3 protein-coding genes and 2 pseudogenes are annotated in these 3,036 nt (G+C 58.6%); 1 reads left to right on the forward strand and 4 read right to left on the reverse strand.

Annotated elements, in window-relative coordinates; translation table 11 throughout:
• The first annotated feature begins 148 nt into the window (after positions 1–148).
• Positions 149–532 (forward strand): DUF3300 domain-containing protein, encoded by a 384-nt coding sequence (locus tag AWB67_RS35840; protein ID WP_087660617.1) that lies wholly within the window; start codon positions 149–151, stop codon positions 530–532.
• A 226-nt stretch (positions 533–758) separates the two neighbouring features.
• On the opposite strand, the gene AWB67_RS35845 is transcribed toward AWB67_RS35840, so the two are convergent.
• From AWB67_RS35845 to AWB67_RS42620, 4 genes and pseudogenes are all read right to left on the reverse strand, one after another.
• Complete coding sequence (locus tag AWB67_RS35845; RefSeq protein ID WP_235025559.1) at positions 759–1,757, reverse strand: DcrB/PsbP domain-containing protein; 999 nt, start codon at positions 1,755–1,757, stop codon at positions 759–761.
• Between the two features lie 109 nt (positions 1,758–1,866).
• Positions 1,867–2,277, reverse strand: a complete 411-nt coding sequence (locus tag AWB67_RS35850; RefSeq protein WP_235025560.1) for a transporter suffix domain-containing protein — start codon at positions 2,275–2,277, stop codon at positions 1,867–1,869.
• A pseudogene (locus AWB67_RS35855) lies at positions 2,277–2,594 on the reverse strand (DUF2955 domain-containing protein); the annotation flags it as partial. The gene AWB67_RS35850 and the pseudogene AWB67_RS35855, both read right to left, overlap by 1 nt.
• Positions 2,595–2,776: 182 nt before the next feature.
• Positions 2,777–3,036 (reverse strand): annotated as a pseudogene (locus AWB67_RS42620) (transposase); the annotation flags it as partial.

Raw genomic sequence — 3,036 nt, forward strand, 5'->3', positions numbered from 1 at the left:
GGCTCACGCCCGCCCTTGACCCGTCAAGCTTCGGAGATCTGCCTTTGGCACTTGACACGGTCCATACATATCAGTGTGCTGCCTCTTGATTCCAGCCACGAACCCGCTCGGCCGGGCTCCGGCAGCAAGCGGCTGCGAACCGGTGACCATGAGCGACTCCGACCTGGATACGCTCGTCGGTCCGCTCGCGCTTTATCCGGATGACCTCGTTGCAGTCATTTTGTCTTCATCGACCTATCCTGTGGAGATCGTACAAGTGGACCGCTTTACCGACCGCAGGAAGATGCTATCGCGCGAACACTACACGACCCACGAACATGCACGGCGACGCATCTTCTCGTTCTTGGAAGGTTGGTACAACGTACCCCGCCTGCATAGCAGCATCGGCTATTGCTCGCCGCTCGAACTCGAAAACCTGAGCGCGAAGACCAAAACCGTGTTGTTCTGCGAGTTGCCCACCGACGGGCAGCGTCGTGGTCGTACAAGGCGACTCCGCTGCTCGTCGGTGGGCTACCCGCGATGCAACGCTTAACGGAGGGGCTAAACCACGACGAATCTCTGACTACAAATCCGTCCGTCCGAACGGGTCGACTTCAGTTTCGCAATTTGGAACTAGCGCAACGTTAGGACCGCCTCAGTATGAAATACGCCGGATGTTTGCAAATCGTCAAAATTTCATACCTCGCTGCAGAGACAACGGGCGGCGGAGAGAGCACGGTCCGCTGGTCTGCAAACCACAACGATTGTCGGTAGTATGTTTAAAAGCGCCATCCGACTCCAGCCTCTATCAGATCGGTGTCGCGGTTGTAGCGTGTCACCACTCGATTCCATGTGGCGCGCGTGAGCCAGTGTTGGCCGAGCCGATAGCTCGCTGATACCGAAACAAGCGCCGAAATCCGGCCGTCGCCCGTGCGGTTTTGCGGAAGGTCATCGTTTTGTGTGATCGCAACATACGGGCCGACGCCGGCCGACAGCGTCAGGCGGTCGTCGAAGAATGCGCGGGTGGCCCAAAGCTGCACGGCGACACCGTCGCGGCGCGACTGATTTTCGCTACCTTCATGAATGTATGAGGCGGTCACATCAGCATAGCGCCACACGCCGCGCCGGTATTCGAGGCTGCCGGCAGTGGCCGACTCGGAGCTGCCGCTGTTCAGAATCGTCTTGCCGACCATCGCGGTGACTTCGTTCGTCGTCACTTTCGACGTCCGTGGTAGCGCGCGCTCCCGTGGCCCCGGCTCGCCCTTCGATTCCAGTTGGTAGCCGAAGCCGAATAGCACCGCGGTCGTGTCAGGGCCGCCAAACGCCTGGACATGATTCAGTTGCGCTTGGGCAATCCAGCGACGATCAAAATAATACGCGGCTCGCATGCTCCAAGCTACGCCCCAGCCGTGTGTATTCGAATAGTCGCCGCCGGCTTTCGCCGCGGTCGTGTCGAAGTACCGATAAGGGCCTGCGCCCACCGATAACTCCAGCCGATCGTTCCACAGTGGCAGGCGCCCCCACGCTTGTATGGTCTGACCGTCTCGATGATGCTCCGGAATATGACCTTCGTTGATCCAGGAGAAGCTCCATGCGGCGTAGCGTCCCAGACCCTCGCGATAACTGGCGGCCCACGAATAGGTGTTTGCGCTTCCGCTGACGAGGGGCCCTGCCAACATTGAAACTTCCTGTGCGCTTGCAGCCAGGGGGAAGAAGGCGCCGAACAAGAAAAGCGGCGACGAAGCGGTGCGACAGATGAATGTTTGGATCGCGGTCATTTGCACTTTAATGTTAGCACCTAGGCGGCGGTTCGAACGAACAGAGCGCGAAGCTTGCTCCAAAACTCCGCGCCAAGCACGAAGAAGCTTGCGATCAGCATGATGTCACCTAGCGCCTGAAGCTGCCAGATGTTCGGCCTGAGCCCCGGCTAGAATTTATCAATGTAGGGTTCAAGCATCGCGATATCAGTGGAAGACAGAACATCACCAGACCGATGGCGTGCCGAATGGGGCCGACAGTGGCGCTAGGCGCGAGCCCTTTCGCATAGCCGAAAACGATTCCTATGAGCCGCTGGAATCCGGACTTTCCCATTACCGCAATGCAGGTCAGCAGCAGAACCTTGTTGGCAACGAAAATCGTACCCGTCAGTGCAGCGATCCGCGCCGCCGGTGTCCCGAGGGATGCGGCGAGCGGGGTAAGTAGCCACAACGCGAAAGCGAGGACAAAGATATATATCCCGAGGTTGAACCGCCATGTGCTCGCAGTCACAGCTTCGATTTGGACGTCTGGCGCGGTCATTAACCAATCTCCGTTGGCGACTTGAACGCTCCGGGCGGCGTCGGTGCGCGGCGTCGTGGATCAAGAAGCTGCAGCATCAGGCAGGCATAGAGAGTAACGGCGATAAAAAGCCCCATGCGTATGGCGAATGCCGTATAGACGTCCTTTCCTGCGGCGCTGTCCTGAACGGATTGACCAAGCAGAATGATCAGCGTCACGAGGGTGTTCAGCCAGAAGCTGGGTGGGCGTCGTGTTGGGCTCAGTCGATAGTGCTTGCGCGCGACCAGCAGGCCAAACAACAGCATCCATAGGAAGTACATCCATAGATTCACGAACAGACTGTGAGGTTGACCCGGTCGGACGGACGGATTCGCAGTCAGGAATTCATTGTGGTCCGGCCTCCGTTAAGCGTTGATTCGCGGGTTGTCCACGGACGGGCGGCGGGTCGCTTCTCACGACCACGACGCTGCCCGGCGGTGGGCAACCCGCAGGACGACACGGTTTCTAGCTTCTCGTTGAGTTTTTCGAATTCGAGCGGCGAACAATATCCGATGCTGCTATGCAGACGGCGTACGTTGTACCAACCTTCCAAGAACGAGAAGATGCTCCGCCGTGCTTGTTCATGGGTCGCGAAGTGTTCGCGCAACAGCAGCTCTGCTTCAAGCGTCCCAAAGAAGGATTCGCACATTGCGTTGTCGTAGGCGTCGCCGGCCGTACCCATCGATGGTTGCACACCCGCTTCGCGGCAACGTCGCCCGAATGCAATCGACGTATATTGGG

Origin of the sequence: Caballeronia terrestris, from assembly GCF_001544515.1 — a bacterium.
In the GTDB taxonomy this organism is placed as follows: Bacteria; Pseudomonadota; Gammaproteobacteria; order Burkholderiales; family Burkholderiaceae; genus Caballeronia; species Caballeronia terrestris.